Source organism: Bacillus sp. FSL W8-1141 (genome assembly GCF_038593205.1).
Lineage (GTDB): Bacteria > Bacillota > Bacilli > Bacillales > Bacillaceae > Bacillus > Bacillus altitudinis.
The window spans coordinates 207117-225509 of record NZ_CP151973.1 but is presented as its reverse complement, the minus strand read 5'-3'; the positions used below and the strand labels follow the sequence as shown (position 1 = coordinate 225509).

18 protein-coding genes and 2 pseudogenes are annotated in these 18393 nt (G+C 40.1%); 8 read left to right on the top strand and 12 right to left on the bottom strand.

Annotated elements, in window-relative coordinates; genetic code table 11:
• The first annotated feature begins 56 nt into the window (after positions 1-56).
• The 3 genes and pseudogenes from fabF to NSQ52_RS01250 all read left to right on the top strand — a co-directional run bounded on the left by fabF (position 57) and on the right by NSQ52_RS01250 (position 2682).
• A complete protein-coding gene (gene fabF / locus NSQ52_RS01260) occupies positions 57-1289 on the top strand; it encodes a beta-ketoacyl-ACP synthase II (protein WP_342473828.1) in 1233 nt (410 codons plus the stop codon).
• A gap of 158 nt (positions 1290-1447) precedes the next feature.
• A pseudogene (locus NSQ52_RS01255) lies at positions 1448-1618 on the top strand (DUF255 domain-containing protein); the annotation flags it as partial.
• 116 nt (positions 1619-1734) lie between these two features.
• Entirely contained in the window at positions 1735-2682 is a 948-nt protein-coding gene (locus tag NSQ52_RS01250; RefSeq protein WP_268356554.1) for a hypothetical protein, read from the top strand.
• A 16-nt stretch (positions 2683-2698) separates the two neighbouring features.
• Here NSQ52_RS01250 and NSQ52_RS01245 read toward each other — a convergent pair whose 3' ends face one another.
• Complete coding sequence (locus NSQ52_RS01245; RefSeq protein ID WP_268356555.1) at positions 2699-4069, bottom strand: DNA cytosine methyltransferase; 1371 nt, start codon at positions 4067-4069, stop codon at positions 2699-2701.
• Positions 4070-4337: 268 nt separating this feature from the next.
• Here NSQ52_RS01245 and NSQ52_RS01240 point away from each other — a divergent pair.
• The 5 genes and pseudogenes from NSQ52_RS01240 to NSQ52_RS01220 all read left to right on the top strand — a co-directional run.
• Positions 4338-4493 (top strand): annotated as a pseudogene (locus NSQ52_RS01240) (DUF255 domain-containing protein); the annotation flags it as partial.
• Between the two features lie 35 nt (positions 4494-4528).
• Positions 4529-6412, top strand: a complete 1884-nt coding sequence (locus tag NSQ52_RS01235; protein ID WP_342473827.1) for a thioredoxin domain-containing protein — start codon at positions 4529-4531, stop codon at positions 6410-6412.
• 152 nt (positions 6413-6564) lie between these two features.
• A complete protein-coding gene (locus tag NSQ52_RS01230) occupies positions 6565-7335 on the top strand; it encodes a SurA N-terminal domain-containing protein (protein ID WP_008359353.1) in 771 nt (256 codons plus the stop codon).
• Between the two features lie 218 nt (positions 7336-7553).
• Positions 7554-8888 (top strand): glycerol-3-phosphate transporter, encoded by a 1335-nt coding sequence (gene glpT, locus NSQ52_RS01225; protein WP_008343899.1) that lies wholly within the window; start codon positions 7554-7556, stop codon positions 8886-8888.
• Positions 8889-8980: 92 nt separating this feature from the next.
• The gene (locus NSQ52_RS01220) at positions 8981-9862 is read left to right on the top strand and encodes a glycerophosphodiester phosphodiesterase (RefSeq protein ID WP_342473826.1); all 882 of its coding nucleotides are present in this window, start codon (positions 8981-8983) and stop codon (positions 9860-9862) included.
• A gap of 40 nt (positions 9863-9902) precedes the next feature.
• On the opposite strand, the gene NSQ52_RS01215 is transcribed toward NSQ52_RS01220, so the two are convergent.
• The 11 genes from NSQ52_RS01215 to NSQ52_RS01165 all read right to left on the bottom strand — a co-directional run bounded on the left by NSQ52_RS01215 (position 9903) and on the right by NSQ52_RS01165 (position 18283).
• A complete protein-coding gene (locus tag NSQ52_RS01215; protein ID WP_008343901.1) occupies positions 9903-11291 on the bottom strand; it encodes an amino acid permease in 1389 nt (462 codons plus the stop codon).
• A gap of 219 nt (positions 11292-11510) precedes the next feature.
• Complete coding sequence (locus NSQ52_RS01210) at positions 11511-12269, bottom strand: DUF4097 family beta strand repeat-containing protein (protein WP_342473825.1); 759 nt, start codon at positions 12267-12269, stop codon at positions 11511-11513.
• A 27-nt stretch (positions 12270-12296) separates the two neighbouring features.
• Positions 12297-12968, bottom strand: a complete 672-nt coding sequence (locus tag NSQ52_RS01205) for a hypothetical protein (RefSeq protein ID WP_045034667.1) — start codon at positions 12966-12968, stop codon at positions 12297-12299.
• Between the two features lie 28 nt (positions 12969-12996).
• Positions 12997-13629 carry a TetR/AcrR family transcriptional regulator gene (locus NSQ52_RS01200; RefSeq protein WP_008343904.1) on the bottom strand — a complete coding sequence of 211 codons (633 nt, stop codon included), beginning with the start codon at positions 13627-13629 and terminating at the stop codon, positions 12997-12999.
• Positions 13630-13758: 129 nt separating this feature from the next.
• Positions 13759-14649: an AraC family transcriptional regulator gene (locus NSQ52_RS01195; RefSeq protein WP_342473824.1), complete on the bottom strand. Its 891-nt coding sequence runs from the start codon at positions 14647-14649 to the stop codon at positions 13759-13761.
• A 93-nt stretch (positions 14650-14742) separates the two neighbouring features.
• On the bottom strand, positions 14743-15690 hold the full coding sequence (locus NSQ52_RS01190; RefSeq protein WP_342473823.1) for an alpha/beta hydrolase: 948 nt from the start codon (positions 15688-15690) through the stop codon (positions 14743-14745).
• A 55-nt stretch (positions 15691-15745) separates the two neighbouring features.
• The gene (locus NSQ52_RS01185) at positions 15746-16045 is read right to left on the bottom strand and encodes a hypothetical protein (RefSeq protein WP_008343907.1); all 300 of its coding nucleotides are present in this window, start codon (positions 16043-16045) and stop codon (positions 15746-15748) included.
• On the bottom strand, positions 16042-16257 hold the full coding sequence (locus NSQ52_RS01180; RefSeq protein WP_012008754.1) for a helix-turn-helix transcriptional regulator: 216 nt from the start codon (positions 16255-16257) through the stop codon (positions 16042-16044). The genes NSQ52_RS01185 and NSQ52_RS01180 overlap by 4 nt, the downstream gene beginning before the upstream one ends.
• 184 nt (positions 16258-16441) lie before the next feature.
• Entirely contained in the window at positions 16442-17047 is a 606-nt protein-coding gene (locus NSQ52_RS01175; RefSeq protein ID WP_035390634.1) for an ABC-2 transporter permease, read from the bottom strand.
• Entirely contained in the window at positions 17031-17906 is an 876-nt protein-coding gene (locus NSQ52_RS01170; protein WP_159145337.1) for an ABC transporter ATP-binding protein, read from the bottom strand. Before NSQ52_RS01170 ends, NSQ52_RS01175 begins: the two co-directional genes overlap by 17 nt.
• Positions 17907-17911: 5 nt before the next feature.
• Complete coding sequence (locus NSQ52_RS01165) at positions 17912-18283, bottom strand: GntR family transcriptional regulator (RefSeq protein WP_008343911.1); 372 nt, start codon at positions 18281-18283, stop codon at positions 17912-17914.
• Positions 18284-18393: the final 110 nt, after the last annotated feature.

Genomic DNA, 18393 nt, shown 5'->3' with positions numbered 1-18393 from the left:
ACTTGTAATAGGATAACACAATGGCTAAAGTTAATAAAAACAAGGAGGGAATGATCATGAAAAGAGTTGTCATTACTGGAATGGGAGTTATTTCTCCACTAGGAAATGATATAGATAGCTTTTGGAATCAACTAGTTCAAGGACAATCGGGAATATCTCTCATTGATTCTTTTGATACGACTGATTATAAAACAAAAATAGCTGGAATCGTTCGTGATTTCGATGCAGATGAAATATTAGGGAGAAAAGAAGCAAAACGATTAGATCGTTTTAGTCAGTTTGCCTTAGCAGCAGCCGAACAAGCATTAGAACATTCACAATTACAGTTAGATCAAGTAGATCTTGAACGTTTAGGCGTATATGTTGGTTCAGGAATCGGGGGCATACAATCACTTGTTGATCAGGTGAATGTATTAGATAAACGAGGTCCATCGAGAGTAAGCCCCAGCCTTGTCCCCATGATGATTTCAAATGCAGCTGCGGCCCAAATCAGCATCAAATTAGGCGCACAAGGGCCATCATTGTCACCAGTCACAGCTTGTTCTATTGGGAACACCTCTATTGGTGAAGCTTTCAATGCGATCCGAAATGATGAAGCAGATATTATATTTGCCGGTGGAGCAGAAGCTGCCGTCAACCAGATATCTTTGGCTAGTTTTGGAAACGCACATGCACTATCTACTAGAAACCAAGACCCAAGTCGAGCTAGCCGTCCATTCGATACAGATAGAGATGGCTTTGTTATGAGTGAAGGCGCAGGTATCTTAGTATTAGAATCATTAGACAACGCAATTCTTAGAGATGCGCCGATATTATGTGAAGTAGTGGGATACGGGGCTAGTTCAGATGCACATCATATGGTCGCTTCACACCCAGAAGGTAAGGGTGCCTACTTAGCCATGAAGAAAGCATTGAGAAGTGCAGATATATCAACAAGTGAAATCGATGTTATTAGTGCTCATGCAACAAGTACACAAGTAGGTGATCGTTCAGAAGTTCTAGCCATTAAGAAATTATTTGGTGATCGTTCAGGTGAAATTCCAACAACTGCGAACAAGTCAATGACTGGGCACATGTTTGGTGCTGCAGGCGGAGTAGAAGCGATTGCTTTAGTGGAAAGTTTGAGACGAGGAATGATTCCGCCAACTATTAATGTAGAGAAACAAGATCCAGATTGCAATTTAGATGTTGTATTAGAAGCGAGACAGCTTCCATTGAAATATGGGCTATCCAATTCTTTTGGTTTTGGAGGACATAATTCAGCCATCTTGTTAAAACATTACGATTGAAGTGATGAAAAGGTGAAATAATGACAAAACAAGGGTTTATAGCCCTTGTTTTTTCATGATGGGAATACCTCACAGACAAAATATGACGAGCCTCAGCAATCTGATATATTAAATGGAGAAAAGAAAATACTAAAAAACATTTAGAAAGAAGGTGACCCATGCCAAACAACCAAACACCCAACCCACTCATCACGGAAAAATCACCTTATCTCCTTCAGCACGCTCACAACCCAGTTCACTGGTATCCGTGGGGGCAAGAAGCCTTCGACAAAGCGAAACGTGAAAATAAACCGTTGCTTGTCAGCATTGGCTATGCCACTTGCCACTGGTGACACTGCTAATAATTGAAACTCATAAGTTTGTTAATAGATTCGTTAAACTTTTCCAAAAGAACAATTCCTATAGTATAATGTCACTAAAGTTTAAATTGTTAGGAGAGCTAGATGTGGAACAAAGCATCGTGGAATACTTAAGAGAAGAAGCAATTAACGATTTATTTGAAATGGAAACATTCGAACGGTCCTTTCAGGTTTGGAAAGACCTTATTCACAAGCATTCAACTCCATTGAATGCTTCAAATGTTATTGATTTAGGAGATAAACTTTCAACTATTTTTAAATTAACAGGTGTTTCTGGACGTTCTCAATCTGATATATCCGCAGCCGGACACGCATGGGAAGCTCTTGTGTGCTGGTATTTAAATATATGTTTGATTGGAACACGTACAGTAGTAGTTAAACAGAAGAAAAACTTGATACCAACTCCTATTAGTGATGCATTAAGAGTTAGTTACGGTACATTCCCTTCAGGAACTGAGTCTGATTTAATTGCAATTACGTTTCCTAAAAAAGGCGACTATACTGAGGTAGACAAACTAAATATAACTATTAGAGATAACAGCGGAAGAGTTGTTCCTGCTGTAAAACGACGTGGGCGAGGATATAATTACAAACCTATTATCAATGCATTGCTAGAAAGAGATTTTTCGTCTTGTGAAGTTGGAGTGATACAATGCAAGACTAATTGGAATGACAATGCACAAATTCCAATGTTATGGGATATGATTTATTCCTCTAGGGGATTTATGAGGCACTCTATCACAGTCGGAACTTCTGCATATTCAATCAACGATTTGAAAAAATTCACATATTCGTTTGTTACAGTACCGACAGTTCAGCTATCAAAAATTAAACCTAGCAGCACCTGTGTAAAACGAGTTCAAAATCTTTCTGGAGGTAACTATTGGGGTCACCCTTCTATGCCCTCAGTAGCTAATTCTGTTAAAGATATCTTTGGCAGAAATTTTTCATCTTCAACAAATGGAATGTTAAGAAGACTAAACTCAGAGTTACAATTCATATCATCAACTTATTCATACTTTAAGTTATATTAACTCGAATGAAAGACGCCTATACTTGAATTTTTAGGCGTCTTTCATTTGATGTTTTTATAGCTTGAATTATCTTTATACCGATTGCTTTTGCTAATAATGGCGGGACAGCATTTCCAACTTGTGTATACTGAGGTACTTCTACTTTTCTACGTTGCCCTCCGGTGGTTCTTTTACCTAAAAAGATGAAACTATCATCAAAGGATTGTAATCTTGCCATTTCTCTCACAGTAGGTATCCTGTTCTCATATGGAGTTAGATAATCATCAGGCAATGTTACAACTGTAGGAGATACACTATCCTTCTTATATCTATATCTATTATTCTTTTTAGTTAGCAAAGCGTTAATCAACTCTTCATCAACTGGTGGCCTATTAAAAAATGAAATAACTTGTTCTGGTTCATATTTCTCTTCAAGTTTGTTCACACATTCTTTTAAGAGAGATGGATATTCAGTTAAATTAATTCCTTCCTCTCTAATTCTTCTTTTTAACATTGAAGAACTTTCACCTTCACGAAATAGAGAAAATCTTTCTTGAATAAGCGCACTATGATTTGAAAAATCATGATTATAGATATTTTCCTTTGAATATATAGTAGTACCTGAAACTGATTTTGTTCTTCCATTTATCGAGGAAAGTTGGTACTCGGAGTACTTATTAAAGTACTTTTCCTTCTTCTTACTATCTATTATTAGATCACTTATAGCCTCATCAACAGATACTTTTTCATTTTCACTCGGTGTTATGGGTTCTGGATAAGCTGGGATTTCTTCTCCTTCCAAATAAGCTATAAATATTGCTCTTTTTCTTCTTTGAGGGACACCGTAATTTGAAGCATCTAACAGCATAGGCTCTAAGGTTAAATAACCAATTTTATTAAATTCATTTACCAATATCTCTGGCATTAAACTTCCGTCTTCGTATGTTTCACCTGTAATGCCAGTATATCCATCCATTTTAGTATCCATAAACCCCTCAACATTTTCCATAATAACGTATCTGGGATGTATGTCTTTTACAATCCTTAAATATTCTCTGAATAACATATTTCTAGGGTCATCTTTTTTGCGAAGTCCTGCTCTGCTAAAACCTTGACATGGTGGACCACCAAAAATAGCATCTATTTGTGGTAAGTTATCTTTATCTTTAAAAATATTTAAATTTCTAATTGATGATAAGATTTCTTCTGAACTTAAAGTTCTTATATCAGCTCTCTTGAAATAAGTGTTTTCTCCATGAATCAACCCTAATTGTTTATGTCTAAAGGTATATGTTTTCTCAACATCCACACTTATATCAGAGGAGAATACAATATGAAACCCAGCTTGAAGAATACCCTCACTCATACCACCAGCTCCACAAAAAAGGTCAATAGCTATAGGCTTCATAACAAAACCTCCTTAATTAAATTACATGTACTATTATCTTATAAATCATTTGAAAAGTCCAGGTTTTTTCATAAAAACAATTTTTAACTTGGAAGAAAGAATATTGTTTATACATAATAGCACTTAGATATTTTTAAATCATCAATTATCATACTATGAATATCACTTATTAGGTCTCCATGCACTGATAATTAAAGTTTTTGGAGGTATTCAATTTTAATGCTAAGCTAGACGTTACTAATAAAATAAACTAAAGGTAGGTGATCCCATGCCAAACAAAAAAATACCCAACCGATTAATCGCTGAAAAGTCGCCATACCTTCTTCAACACGCCTATAACCCGGTCAACTGGTACACCTGGTCAGACGAAGCTTTCGAAAAAGCGAAACGCGAAAACAAACCTGTTTTCGTATCGATTGGGTATGGTTAGCCAAAGGAACATGCCACTGGTGCCACGTCATGGCACACGAAAGCTTTGAAGATCAACAAGTCGCCGACATCCTAAACGAGCATTTCATTTCAATCAAAGTCGATCGTGAGGAGCGTCCAGACATTGACTCGATGTATATGTCCGTTTGTCAGATGATGACTGGGCAAGGCGGCTGGCCGCTCAACGTGTTTGTCACGCCTGATCAAAAGCCGTTTTATGCGGGGACTTATTTTCCAAAAAGAAGTGCTTACGGCCGTCCTGGCTTCATTGATGCACTGACGCAATTGCTGGATGCGTATCACAACGACCGAGATCATATTGAATCATTGGCAGAAAAGGCAACAAATAATTTGCGGATCAAGGCAGCAGGGCAGACAGAAAATACGCTCACTCAGGAGTCGATTCACAAAGCCTATTATCAGCTCATGAGCAGCTTTGATACGCTGTATGGCGGCTTCGGTTCTGCGCCTAAATTTCCTGCGCCTCATATGCTCACGTTTCTCATGCGCTATTTTGAATGGACAGGGCAAGAAAATGCGTTATATGCTGTCACAAAAACGTTAAACGGTATGGCAAACGGCGGTATTTATGATCATATTGGTTCTGGATTTACTCGGTATTCAACCGATGAAAAATGGCTTGTGCCGCATTTTGAAAAGATGCTGTATGATAACGCCTTGCTAATAAATGCCTACACCGAAGCCTATCAAATCACTCAACACCCTGAGTACGAAAAGCTTGTCCAAGACCTCATTCAATTTATCAAACGAGACATGATGAATCGTGATGGCTCTTTTTATTCGGCAATCGATGCCGATTCAGAAGGAAAGGAAGGGCAATATTACGTTTGGACAAAAAAGGAGATCATGACCCATTTAGGCGATGATCTCGGCACTTTATTTTGTGCGGTCTACCACATCACAGAGGAAGGGAACTTTGAAGGACAGAACATCCCTCATACTATTTCCACCTCATTTGATGACATCAAAGCAGCTTTTTCAATCGACGACAAAACCCTTCATTCCAAACTGCAATCCGCTCGACACATCTTACTCACTGTAAGACAGCAGCGGCCTGCACCGCTAATCGATGACAAGGTACTCACCTCGTGGAATGCGCTGATGATTTCCGCACTTGCCAAAGCAGGGAGTGTCTTTCATGAAAAAGAGGCCATACGCATGGCAAAACAGGCGATGTCTTTTCTCGAAACACACCTCATCCAACAGGGACGCCTCATGGTCCGCTTCAGAGAAGGGGACGTAAAGCATCTAGGCTTTATCGAGGATTATGCGCACATGCTCACAGCGTATATGTCTTTATACGAAGCGACCTTTGACCTAGATTGGCTGACAAAAGCAAGAGCCGTTGCTGAAAATATGTTTGAACTGTTTTGGGATGAGCAAATCGGGGGCTTTTTCTTCTCAGGCTCAGATGCAGAAGCGCTTATCGTTCGTGAAAAAGAAGTATACGACGGGGCCATGCCGTCTGGTAACAGTACTGCACTCCAACAGCTTCTGAAACTAAGCAGAATGATCGGACGTCAAGACTGGATCGAAACACTAGAGAAGATGTTCAGCGCCTTTTACGTCGATGTCTCTTCCTATCCAAGCGGACATACCGCCTTTTTACAAGGACTATTAAGCCAATATGCCGTAAAACGAGAAATCATTATTCTCGGGAAAAAGGGCGATCCGCAAAAAGAACAGCTTCTACAAGCATTGCAAAAACGATTCATGCCATTTGATCTCATTTTAACTGCCGAAACAGGGCAAGAATTAGCAAGGCTCGCACCTTTTGCAAAAGATTACAAAACGATCAACGACAGCACGACGGTCTATATTTGTGAAAACTACAGCTGCCGCCAGCCGATCACCAATCTCGACGAAGCGATGGAACAATTATTCCAAACTTGAGCTGTCATATGATGACTATGAGAAGACAAAATGAGGACAAACAGATAAAAAAAATGTCAATCCGCTAACAATTCGTCTATACGGTTTTATTTTTCCTCTAAAACGGATAGAATGCGCACTAGATGTTCTCATACCGAAGGGAGAGAAAATAATTGAAAAAAGTATCATATACACTCATTGCTTGTCTGTTATCAGTGGGGCTTGCAGCCTGCTCATCAAACGATGCGAAACAGGATAAGCAAAACGATTCAGCCAAAAGCAAGGAAACAACACAGGCTGACCAAAAAGAGCAGCAAAAGCAAATGGAAGAGATGCAAAAGAAATTAGACGCACAAAAAATTGATGATCAAAAGGTCGTTGCGACCGTCAACAAAGATAAAATCACAGGCAGTGAATACAATAGCGCTCTATCGACCATTCAAGGTCAACTTCAGCAGTCAGGACAAGACCCAACATCTAAAGAAGGCGCTAAAGCTGTCAAGAAGCAAACCATTGATGCGCTCGTAGGTCAAGAGCTCATCCTGCAAGATGCTGAGAAGAAGGGCTATAAAGCCTCTGACAAGCAAGTCGATAAGCAGCTAAAAGAAGAAAAGAAACAATTTAAAGACAATGCTCAATTTGAAGAAGCACTCAAAAAGAGCGGACTGACAATGGATCAGCTGAAAAGTGATATTGCCGACAGCATCAAATACAGCCAATATGTCGACAAAGAAATTAAATCAGCCTCTGTGTCTGAAAAAGACGTCAAAGCGTACTATGACCAATACGCCGAACAAATGAAAAAGCAAAAACAAAAAGCACCTGATTTCAAAGACGTCAAATCACAAATCAAGAAGCAGTTAGAATCTCAAGAAAAGCAAAAAGAAGTACAAAAAGAAATTGATCAACTAAAGAAATCTGCAAAAATTGATGTATCAATTTAACCACTATTAAAAATCCGCCATTGTGCGGATTTTTTTCATCACTTCACGAACTGTTTTTCCAAAATAATGACAAAAGCCTCATCATAAACATCTTCTCCATCCGATATGATGGGAGTACAAAAGAAAGCGTTATCAATTCTTTTGTCTCTGAAAAAGTACAAGATCAAAGACAGACCTCGTACTTTTGTTTCAGTCATATCTACAAGAGGAGGATGTTTATGTTCAAATGGTTTAAACCAGCTCCGCATATCGACAGGCTCGATGATGCCAAAACAGACGAAACCTATAAACGGTTGCGGCTGCAAGTCTTTTTGGGAATCTTTATCGGATATGCGGGCTACTATTTGCTGCGCAAAAATTTCGCATTTGCCATCCCTTATTTACAGGAAGAGGGGTTCACAAAAAGTGAATTAGGCTTTGTACTGGCGGCTGTTTCAATCGCTTATGGCTTTAGTAAATTCATTATGGGGATGATCTCAGACCGGTGTAACCCAAGATACTTTTTAGCCGCTGGACTCTTTCTATCAGCTCTTATCAATATTCTATTTGTCTCATTTCCATGGGTGACATCCAGTGTATGGATCATGTTTTTATTCATGTTCTTAAACGGCTGGTTTCAAGGAATGGGGTGGCCGCCATGCGGACGAACGATGGCGCATTGGTTTTCGGTGAGTGAACGTGGTACGAAAATGTCCATTTGGAACGTCGCTCACAATATCGGCGGGGGGATTCTTGCACCGCTTATTACATTAGGAATTGTTTTGTTTGCGACGTGGAAAAGTATCTTTTTCTTCCCTGCCATCATCGCCATTATCGTCTCCTTCGTCATCATTCTTCTCGTTCGGGACACCCCGCAATCCGCTGGTCTTCCGCCAATTGAAGAATACCGAAATGACTATCCGGCACAACAATATGAAGATCAAGAAAAAGAATTAACCGTAAAAGAGATTTTGTTTAAATATGTACTCAACAATAAATTCCTTTGGTATATCGCCATTGCCAACGTCTTTGTGTACTTTGTCCGTTACGGGGTCGTAGACTGGGCACCTACCTATTTAACAGAAGCAAAAGGATTCTCACCAGAGCATTCACGCTGGTCTTATTTCCTTTATGAATATGCAGGCATCCCTGGTACATTATTGTGCGGGTGGATTAGTGACCGCTTCTTTAGAAGCCGCCGCGCACCTGCTGGCGTCCTCTTTATGATTGGCGTATTAATTGCGGTTCTTGTGTACTGGTTAAACCCTGCTGGCAATCCAATGGTTGATAACATTGCCCTCATCAGCATCGGGTTTTTAATTTACGGACCCGTCATGCTCATTGGACTGCAAGCCATTGATCTCGCTCCGAAAAAAGCCGCTGGCACTGCTGCCGGGTTGACAGGATTCTTTGGATATATTGGCGGCTCTGCTTTTGCTAATGCCATGATGGGTGTCGTCGTCGATCACTATGACTGGACAGGAGGTTTCATTTTACTAGTTGGTTCTTGTATCCTTGCAATTGTGTTCCTCGCCATGACATGGAATACAGGAAAGCGCGTAGAGCAAGCTTAATGAAAATCACATAAAAGATTCATCTCCGCCCAACATGCCCTTTACATCTATTTCTTATGATGGAGGCAGTTACCGTAAAAGGAGGATAAAATATGAAGAAAAGTAGATTACTTGCTTTCGTGTTACTCTCTTTTGCTTTACTGTCTTTTGGTTGGGTGCCGACCACCATATCGGCACATGAACATCTTTTATCTCCAGATCGCATTTTAACCGTTGCACACCGCGGAGCATCAGGGTATGCCCCAGAGCATACCCTAGCTTCCTACAAGCTCTCCACAAAGATGAATGCAGATTACCTCGAACTCGACCTTCAAATGACAAAGGATGGACACCTCATCGTCATGCACGATGAAACGGTTGACCGGACGACAAACGGAACCGGCTGGGTCAAAGACCTCACACTCGCCGAAATCAAACAGCTCGATGCCGGTGCATGGTTTAACGAAGCCAACCCCGACAAACAAAATGCCCACTTTATTGGACAGCAAGTCCTCACATTAGATGAGGTATTACGCTACTTCGGTAAACGAGAAAATTATTATATTGAAACCAAAAAACCAGACATCTATCCGCAAATGGAAGAAAAACTATTGGCCGTCTTAAAGAAACATCATCTTCTTGGAAAACATACGAGAAAAGGGCAGGTCATTATCCAATCTTTCAGCCAAGAAAGTCTATTAAAATTGCAGAAACTCGCCCCTCGGCTTCCAAAAGTACAGCTATTAGATAGAGCACAAATGACGTCTATTACAGATGATCAGCTCGACTTCATCAAATCGTATGCAGTGGGGGTCGGACCGAATTTTAGAGCTTTGACACTTGAAAATGTACAGCAGGTCAGAAGCCATGGACTCCTCCTTCATCCATATACGGTAAACAGCGAAGCAGACATGACACGTCTTCTGCAATACGGCGTCACCGGTCTTTTCACAAACTTTCCAGATGTCTTTCAGCGTGTCAAAGCTTCTCTGTAAACGACAAAAGCCTTGCGGGTCCACTCCGCAAGGCTTTTGATTATTTCACCGTTTGATCAGAAGAAGCTGTTTCAATCGGTTTTCGTTTACCAATTCCAAATACAAAAAAGCTAAGCGCCACTAAAATCAAGAACCCAATTGCCACAATGAGAGAAATTCGTGTATCCTGATTAATCAGCATAAACACAAGCACCATCAGCAAGAATCCGATTGTCAAATAGTTAGAAAATGGCGCAAGCGGCAGCTTAAACGGATGCTGATCAAGCGCTGCCCCCTTCGCCTTTCTGAAGCCAATGTGACTAATTAAAATCACAAACCAAGGCACCATACCAGGAAGGACACTCGCACTATACACATAAACGAAAATGTTTGGCGGAGAAACGTAATTTAAGACCACCCCAACCGCTAAACCAATCAGCACAGCAAATGTCCCAAAATACGGTACACCATTCTTCGAAATTTTTGTAAAGAAAGCAGGTGCCTGTCCATTCACACCTAATGTATAAAGCATACGCCCCGCACTGAAGATTCCACTATTACAGCCGGACATCGCTGCTGTAATGACAACAAAGTTAATAATACCTGCTGCTGCCGTAATTCCAATTTTCGCAAACGTCGCCACAAATGGACTGCCGAGCGTATTCAGCTGATCCCACGGATACACCGTTACGATGACAAAGATCGCACCGATATAGAAAATCAAAATACGCCAGATGATGCTTTTGATGGCATTTGTCAGCGTCTTTTGCGGATTTTGCGCCTCACCTGCAGTAATCCCAATGAGCTCTACCCCTTGATAGGCAGCAATCACTAGGGACAATGCAAACAAGAAACCGCTAAATCCACCTGTAAAGAACCCGCCGTGCGCCCAAAGGTTAGACAAACCAATCGCTGTTCCACCATTGCCAAACCCAAAGAAAATAATGCCTAAACCTGCAATGATCATTAAAATAATCGTCACAATCTTGATCATCGCAAACCAGAATTCAAACTCACCGAATGACTTCACCGAAATCAAGTTGGCCGCACCTAAAATGATCATGGCGATTAATCCGGGAATCCACGCCGGTAACTCCGGGAACCAATATTTCATATAAGCACCTACGGCGATAATCTCAGACATTCCAACAATGACCCACTGGAACCAGTTACTCCAAGCTGTCATATACCCCGCAAGCGGATGAATATATTGATGCCCAAATGTAGCAAACGATCCCGTACTCGGTTCAAGATACAACATTTCTCCCATCGCACGCATAATAAAAAAGATAAAAATACCACACACTGCGTACGCTAGAAGAACCGATGGACCTGTCCATTGAATGGCTTTAGCTGACCCCATAAATAAGCCAACACCAATTGTGCCGCCAAGCGCAATCATTTGAATATGACGAGCACTTAACCCTCTCTTTAATTCCTTTTGAGCCACTTCTATTCCCCCTCATCAACAAACAACATAAAAAATAAAAAATCAGAATTTTCATTCTGATTCAAAATCTTCAATCTTTCGATGTATATTATCATAATAAATCTACCCTTAAAAAACAATTGTTTTTTTGAGGAAAACACTATTAACAAAATATTCTGACATAAAAAGATATTCAAATTATTTTATATTGATATATCGAATCAGAGGATCATCATCGCTTCAATGACCATCACTTAATAGAAAAGAACCTCCCCTTATATCGACCTCAAAGCTTTTCCCTCCATTTTTATAAACCATTCTATCCTGATCATCAACACAAGGAAAGTCATTGTGAAAAGTACCTGATCTTTTCTTCACATAACAAATAAATCCATCATTTTCCGGAATTGCCACTTTGACAGATGATCCAGTTGACGTCGATTTGAGCGAATGCAGCATGGCCTTTGAATGTATCTGTACCCTTCTGCCTATTAAATTCAGATCAATATCTGAAAAAGCACCTACCATCTCCACTTTTGACGAAGTAGTACGCAGGCTCAATGTCTGCGTGTTGAGCTGTTGACTAGAGATAAGTCCACCCACTGTCTGCAAGCGCAGATGCTTGATTTCTCCCGTGAACATGGACTTTCCAGAAATCAATTGGCAGTCAGCCGCCTTCACCTTCAGTCCATCCAAGAATAGATTTGCTCCTTTACAATGAATAGACAAGGACTGTAACTGTGCCTGAGGGAGGTAAATCTCCAAATTCGTTTGATGAAGATGAAGCCCCAAGCTGATCGCTCGTTTTCTTTTATCTTGAATGACTAGCCTGCCTTCCTGCACTTGATGATGCAGTAAATACCGATGGGGGAATACGTGATTGGTGGTCTGCTTCATCAATAAATAAGGATGATCATGGTGATAAAGGCGAACATCTCCCACCAGCCAGTTTAACGAAAGTTCCGTTATTGCTTCTTCAATTTGAACCGTATGCTTCACATGTCTCCATCCTTTTCCCATCATGAATTACCTCGTTTGCAGCCGGCCGATGCGGCTCCACAATTCCAAGATCACAATGAGGACTGCTGCAATCATCACTCCTGACAGGATGAGGTTCATTTGATCATTGCCATAAATGGCGAGCGATACATTTCCTAAAACAGCACATAAAACAATGGCAGTCAGGACGGTCATCAAAACAGATTTCTTGCTCAACCCTATTCTCATCGCCATCATGCCAATCGCTTGAACACAAACAATCAACATAAAGAATGTTTTCATCAATTGAAACAGAGAACCTGCCGTCAGCGTATCGTGAACAATAGGGAAAAACAATTCAGTCACACTAAACACAACAAACGAAGGAATGATACTGCACATCATCGCAAACGTTGAAAGGCACACCATCCATATCATATGAGAAAGGAATCTCACTGAATTGGATGTGCGTTCCTGATAAACAGTCTTGCCTACACGCCAATACAGCATAGCTGTGATGATAGAAAAAAAGATCATCCATACTGTACTCGTTAACAAATAAATATTCGTATACTGCTGAAAACCCGGTTCGCGTTCAATTTTTGCAGCAAACGCAATAAAATAGATGAATACTAGCAGCACAATACTCGCGATGAAACTAGCTTGAATATACTGCTTCATGTGGCCTTTTCTTAGCTCAACCTTCATAAAATGAATCATACGTCATCCTCCTATCAGTTGGCATTCTTTATCTTTCGGGCAGATCATACCCGCCAATTTCAGCATAGTGCGCTGTCACCTTTTGAATAAATAGATCACTCACAATATCCACGCCAAGCCCCTTCATCATCTGCTTTAAAAAACACAAACGCTGGACAGTTTCTTCATGATTGCGGACAAACAATGTTGGATTCAACCATATATTCACAAGAAGCAAAAATACTTCTGCCACTTCACCAGGAAACGCAGTTTCCATCGAACCATCCTCAATCCCTTCAATGATTAACTGTTTGATTCTCAAAGCATCCTGATTGACACCTGTCTTCATGCCTTCAATCACAAATTGCGGATTTTTCATCTGATCAACCAAGATCCCATCAATCGAATGAGACTGCGGGTCTGCCACAAGCTGCTCCAGAATAAGCTGCAGCTTCTCTTTCGCATGAGCTGCCTCCGTATGCTCAATTAACTCCTCAAGCTTCTCGGTTGCATAACGAAACTGCCGATCCATCACGCCGCGTAATATTTCATCCTTCGATTTAAAATGATGATAAATAGCCCCTTTAGACATATTCAATTCATGGATAATATCTTGCAAACTTGTCTTTTCAAATCCCTTTTCCTGAAACAACTTTGTCGACACGTCCAAAATTTGCTGCATCGTCTTTTCTGGATACTTATTTCGCGCCAGTTCAAACGCCTCCTTTTACATACCGACCGTCGGTATGTTTAATTACATTTTTCATTATAAACGGTTCATGCAGATTTGTATACAACAAAAAAAGACCGCTCACACGGTCTTCTCAAGCTCAAAATGCAAATTCATCGGCACATCTGGCAGAGCCGAAGCCTCCACCATATTCGTTGTAGGTGTTTTCTCATCCACTTCCTCAAATCGAAAACCGTCAGCCCAGACTGTTCCATGACCGCTGAGTAGCACTCCAAAATGAATGGATTCACTGCGCGTAGGAACATCTAATACGATCGCATATTGATTCCATTCCGTAGAATCTGTCACAGGTCGATTCTGCATATTATCAAACTGCACCGTATCACCCTTTCCGTCATCTACCCGCATCCAAATTCCTGCTGAAGATACATTCTCTGTTTTCAAGAAAGCAGAGAGCTTCAATCGCTTGCCTACATACTCTTTTGCTTGAAACCCCTGCATCATCGTCGCAAACTGTCCTTCTTGTACGCCTTCTTTAGATGATAAAACACCTGATTGCTTTCCCGTATGAAACTCTGCTGTATCAACACCCATCTCATACATATGCGGATGTGAACCACTCAAACCCCAGCCAGGTACTGCTTCATGTATTGTCATCGAATCTTCCTCCTTTTTCATTTGCATGTCTCTCATCATGGACCTGTACATTCCGGGAGGTAAAGAATAAAGATGCTTAAAAGCACGCGTAAAGGCTTCCTGCGATTGGAATTGTAACGAAAAAGCGATGTCTAAAATCCCCTGATTCGTATACAAAAGAAGCTGTGCAGCCGTAGCTAATCTTCGTTTCCGCACATATTCCCCCATCGACAGCCCGGTTTCTCGTTTAAACAAACGCAGCAAATGAAAATGTGAATATCCTACTTTCTCATGCACCTGTCTCAGCGACAGCTCATCCATCAAATGCGACTCCAAATAAGAAATCACCTCTTGCGTCACCCGACTATACATCATCTCCCTCACCTCTTCTTGATCATAAAACAAATCAGTTCACTCGTTTTGATCAAAATTGCGATGTTTCATCTGTCCAGCTGAGGAGGAAAAACGCTAACGTGAGCGCTCGTTGTTCGGTAGAAACTTCCTCACATCATCTGCGATTTCTTTTGATTTCGTATGATGCAAATAATGGCCGCCTTTGAAAGTAACGACTTTTCCGTTGTCTACATTTTTCAGCAGCTCTTCATGCATTGGTTTCCAGTTTGGTGTTTCTTTCTCCGTTTGATCCGCTAGATAGAAAGCAACAGGGAGCTTCTTAGGAAAATGTAGGCGTTGAGCGTTTTTAAAATTGTTTCTAAAGTTTTCTGCCTCACTAGCTTGGCTTTCATCCAAGAAATTTCGGAAAGTCAGCATTTTAATCTGAGCTTTCGTTTGATCATCTACTTTAGGCATCACCAGTTGATCTGGATTCATTTTCACTATCAATCTGTAAAAGCCGGATTGATGAAGCAGCTGTAAGCTGGAGACTGGCAATTCATCTGCATCCTCCTGCTTAGGAAAACTACTATCAATTCCAACAAAGGCTTGGACTTCTTTTTCGTATTGATTCACATATTCTAATCCGTAGATGCCAGAAATCGAATGACCCATCAGCGTATATTTTTTAATGTTGAGTTTCTGCAAACATTCATGAATCTCATCCACAATGTTTTGACTTGTCCTTACTTTATCTGTGTCGTCACTTAAACCATAACCAAACGGTTCAATCACAACGACTCTATAATCTGGCGATAACTCCTTGACTAACGGTTCAAAATCCAGCACGGGTGAAGCAGTTCCATAGCCTGGTAGAAGGACAATCGTTTCTTTCCCATCGCCTTGAATGAGCACATTCATCTGCTTCCCATCCACCAAGACCTTTTGCCCATAATCTTCTATTTTCCCTTTCTCCCGTTCATTACTAATGAGGTTTACAAAATAAACAGTAGCTAGAAAAACAACCATGACCGTGATAATGGTGCCTATGGAGATCAACATGATTCTCAATATTTTTTTCATTGGTTTTCTCTTCCCTTCATGATGAAGAACTCTAGCTTACATCCATCGATGAAAATTAATATTTTCTTTCACAATAGATGATGCCGATTGTATTTGCGCAAACACTTGATACATACATAAACGTAATTGCTATATAAAACCACTCTGTTGGAGATGAGAATTGATGGACCAAAGATTGAACGACAGCAACCAATATATAGGCTAAAGCCACACCTATAATGGAAAAACTTCCGGCTTTCGCTAAAATAAATTGACCTCGTTCATCATGTTTATATTCACGGTTTTTCTTAAATTGAAAGGCCGTGCTTAAAATAGAAAGGGTAATGAGAGAATAAAGTATGATCGTCGTTATCATTGTTGTTCCTCCTTGTCGACCTCTTGAAATACGTCATACAAATCAACTTCAAATGTCCTAGCAATTTGAAATGCTAATTTTAAAGACAAAGAATATTTACCATTTTCAATCGCTGCCACAGTTTGACGAGTCACACCTAACTTCTCCGCCAAATCCTTTTGTGTCCAGTCTCTTTCTGCCCGTAATACCTTAATTCTATTTTTAATCTCCATTTCAAATTCCTTTCTTAAAGGATGATTTATTTAACAATATGTTAAAAATAATTAACATTATGTTAATTAACAATAACCTCTTTTCTTCTGTATGTCAATTTCACTGGATACAAAAAAGAATCATCCATTTTGAAAGGCCTACCTCAAAATGAATGATTCTCTATAAATGATGTGATCATCTGATTTAAAACACTTTCCTCTGGTAAATCGCAGTAGAAAGTCCCCAAGACAGCAAGTAGATGAGCATAATCAGTACAGTTGACCCCGTATAGACAATAGGGATCGATAAATTCATGATAAAATCAGTGATCCCACTGAATTGCTCTGCTAAATAGAAAACAACAGGCGGTCCCATAGCAGATAATACAATAAAGCCAATGATCACTGCCGTTGTGATATAACCAGGCTTTAAGATATAAAACAATGGAAACGTACATGCTGCAAACAATAAAAACAACCCGCTGCCAATCGCAATATCTGACAGCGAAAACAGCTTCCCAAACACAAATAATGCAGCACTTGTCAGCACGATCGCAATACTCATATAAAAAATGGCGCCAAGATAACGTGATGCGATAATTTCTTTACGTGTATAGGGCAAGGAATTTAATAGAATATTCGTTTCTGCCTTCTCATCATAAGCATATGTGTTAAATGGAATAAAGACACTAGCGACTAGAAACGTTAATACTGGATGGACATCCATGAAAATGAAAAATAAGATAAACGGAATAAAAATAAGTAACTGCTTCTTTTGCAAAATCACATCACGCTTAATTAAATGAAACATGCGCAACCCCGCCTTTCAAATAAAACATGATATCCTCAAGCGACGCCGGTTCAATCACAACAGCGTCCCCAAAAATAAGTTTCACCTCATCAATCCGATCTGTTAATGCTTCAAATCCGGCTGCCGTACGCTGAATATGGATAAACGCCTTTTCTGTGTCTCGATCCAGCAAATCCAGGCTCCCCTTCACCAGCGCATAATTCTCCGCCACCTCATGAATCGACTGTTGAAAGACCAATCTTCCATTTTGTATAAACGCAATATAATCCGCGATGCGATCTAAATCAGTCGTCATATGCGTTGAGAAAAAAATCGTTCGATTTCCATCAATCATCAATTCTTGTAACGTGCCGAGCAGCTCTCTTCTAAAGACCGGATCTAAACCAGCAGTTGGTTCATCCATGATAATCAGCTCTGCATGGTGCGACAGCGCAATCGCAAGCGATGCCTTCATCTGCATCCCTTTTGAAAATGTTTTAATCGCTTTATTCAGCGGCAGACCAAACTGTTCAATATATTGATAAAATAGTCTATCATCCCAGCGTTTATAGGCAGGTGCCACAATTCGTTTGATGTCTTTTAAATTCAATCCTGGAAAAAAAACGTTAGCATCGTAAACAAAGCCAATTCGTTCCTTAATCTCTTTTTCATGGGTGCGATAATCTAATCCAAAAATTTTAACCTCACCAGAATCTGGTTTTAACAAATTCATGATCATTTTAATCGTGGTCGACTTACCGGCTCCATTTTCTCCAATAAACCCAGTAACAAAGCCCTTTTTGACCTGTAAATCGAGATTCTGCACAGAAAAGCCTTTGAACCGTTTTGATACTCCTTTGAATTCAATCACATGCTCCACTCATCTCACTCCTCATACAAGAACTTTAATAACTGCTGCAATTCATCAAAAGATAAGCCTAATTCCTTGCCGTTTGTAACAACCGCTCCAAGCTGTTCCTCAATCACCTTCAATTTTTTCTCTCTCATGACCTCTAGGTTTTGCTCGGCAACAAATGATCCCTTACCGACAATCGAATAAATAAATCCTGCCTTCTCTAACTCTTCATATGCACGTTTTGTTGTGATGACGCTGATTTGTAAATCCTTCGCCAGCTTTCGGATAGACGGCAGTCCCGCACCTTCTGCAAGCTCACCCGTTAAGATCAACGATTTGATTTGTGTCGTAATTTGCTCATAGATAGGCTCCTTAGAATGGTTAGAAATCGTAATTTGCATATAAAAAACCTCTTTTTTCTGTACTGGTATTCGCAATGAAATATTGTATATATACTATATATACATTATATACACACTGAAAAAATATTCAACTCCTTTTATTAACTTTT

Bases quoted from the DNA above. Each gene is read 5' to 3' on its own strand.
- glpT (WP_008343899.1), top strand. From the start codon at position 7,554: ATGTTCAAATGGTTTAAACCAGCTCCGCATATCGACAGGCTCGATGAT.
- fabF (WP_342473828.1), top strand. From the start codon at position 57: ATGAAAAGAGTTGTCATTACTGGAATGGGAGTTATTTCTCCACTAGGA.
- NSQ52_RS01235 (WP_342473827.1), top strand. From the start codon at position 4,529: ATGGCACACGAAAGCTTTGAAGATCAACAAGTCGCCGACATCCTAAAC.
- NSQ52_RS01220 (WP_342473826.1), top strand. From the start codon at position 8,981: ATGAAGAAAAGTAGATTACTTGCTTTCGTGTTACTCTCTTTTGCTTTA.
- NSQ52_RS01185 (WP_008343907.1), bottom strand. From the start codon at position 16,045: ATGATAACGACGATCATACTTTATTCTCTCATTACCCTTTCTATTTTA.
- NSQ52_RS01175 (WP_035390634.1), bottom strand. From the start codon at position 17,047: ATGTTTCATTTAATTAAGCGTGATGTGATTTTGCAAAAGAAGCAGTTA.
- NSQ52_RS01180 (WP_012008754.1), bottom strand. From the start codon at position 16,257: ATGGAGATTAAAAATAGAATTAAGGTATTACGGGCAGAAAGAGACTGG.
- NSQ52_RS01195 (WP_342473824.1), bottom strand. From the start codon at position 14,649: ATGATGTATAGTCGGGTGACGCAAGAGGTGATTTCTTATTTGGAGTCG.
- NSQ52_RS01190 (WP_342473823.1), bottom strand. From the start codon at position 15,690: ATGAAAAAAATATTGAGAATCATGTTGATCTCCATAGGCACCATTATC.
- NSQ52_RS01165 (WP_008343911.1), bottom strand. From the start codon at position 18,283: ATGCAAATTACGATTTCTAACCATTCTAAGGAGCCTATCTATGAGCAA.
- NSQ52_RS01205 (WP_045034667.1), bottom strand. From the start codon at position 12,968: ATGATTCATTTTATGAAGGTTGAGCTAAGAAAAGGCCACATGAAGCAG.
- NSQ52_RS01245 (WP_268356555.1), bottom strand. From the start codon at position 4,069: ATGAAGCCTATAGCTATTGACCTTTTTTGTGGAGCTGGTGGTATGAGT.
- NSQ52_RS01200 (WP_008343904.1), bottom strand. From the start codon at position 13,629: ATGCAGCAAATTTTGGACGTGTCGACAAAGTTGTTTCAGGAAAAGGGA.